This is a genomic window from Arthrobacter sp. GCM10027362, assembly GCF_042679445.1.
In the GTDB taxonomy this organism is placed as follows: Bacteria; Actinomycetota; Actinomycetes; order Actinomycetales; family Micrococcaceae; genus Crystallibacter.
The window spans coordinates 1-547 of record NZ_JBHTML010000457.1; the positions used below are offsets into that span (position 1 = coordinate 1).

Sequence of the window (547 nt, forward strand, 5' to 3'; positions counted from 1 at the left end):
CGGCGCTGGCAGCGGTGCTCGGCAGCGGCGGCTATGCGCGGCTGAGCGCCGAGGACGGCCCGACGCCGCGCTACCGCAACTACCTGCGGCTGCTGCACGGGGAGGTCCGGGTGGCCGTCGGCACCCGCTCGGCCGCCTATGCCCCCGTGCACGGGCTGGGCCTGATCGTGATCTGCGACGACGGCGACGACCTGTACGTGGAGCAGCGTGCCCCGTACCAGCACACCCGCGAGGTCCTGCTGCTGCGGGCCGGCCTGGAGGACTGCGGGATGCTGCTGGCATCGGCTGCCCGCAGCACCGAGGCCGAACGCCTGGTCCAGCTCGGCTGGGCGCGGCCCGTCCAGTGCGAGCGTTCGGTGCTGCGCACCCAGACGCCGCGGGTGGTGAATACCGCCGACTCCTTCCAGCAGGAGCGGGACCCGCTGCTGGCCCGTGCCCGGCTGCCGCAGGCCGCCTGGCAGGCGGCGCACGACGGCCTTGAGCGCGGCCCGGTGCTGGTGCAGGTGGCCAGGACGGGATTCTCCCCGGCGCTGGCCTGCCAGGACTG

Annotated in this window: 1 pseudogene; it reads left to right on the forward strand. The window is 75.0% G+C overall.

Features of this window, described 5'->3' with window-relative positions:
• Positions 1-547, forward strand: a pseudogene (locus tag ACFQ36_RS23335) (primosomal protein N'); the annotation flags it as partial.